The organism is Domibacillus sp. 8LH (genome assembly GCF_038806185.1).
Taxonomy (GTDB): domain Bacteria; phylum Bacillota; class Bacilli; order Bacillales; family Domibacillaceae; genus Domibacillus; species Domibacillus indicus_A.
The window spans coordinates 1-265 of the sequence record NZ_JAVJNG010000173.1; the positions used below are offsets into that span (position 1 = coordinate 1).

Consider the following 265-nt stretch of genomic DNA (forward strand, 5'->3'; position numbering starts at 1 on the left):
GCTAAGGCATGATTCAATTCCTCATCAAGTAGTTCTTGAATACGAACTTCCTTTGCGTAATGAATGCGTTGCCGATCCTGTGCCAGTTTTTCACTTAAAATAGTAGTTAGATCTTCATAGCTTTCTATGACTGGAGAAGGAGTTACAAAGTTATATCTTACATACCCTACTTTATTTTCAACGTGTCCTTTCTCATTGCCCTTACGTACATTACATGCTTGGATTTCAAAACGGTAGAAATTAGCGAATTGAAGAAACTCATCTG

At 37.0% G+C, this 265-nt stretch carries 1 pseudogene; it reads right to left on the minus strand.

Going from position 1 to position 265, the window contains the following annotated elements:
* Nucleotides 1-265 (minus strand): annotated as a pseudogene (locus RG959_RS24305) (IS21 family transposase); the annotation flags it as partial.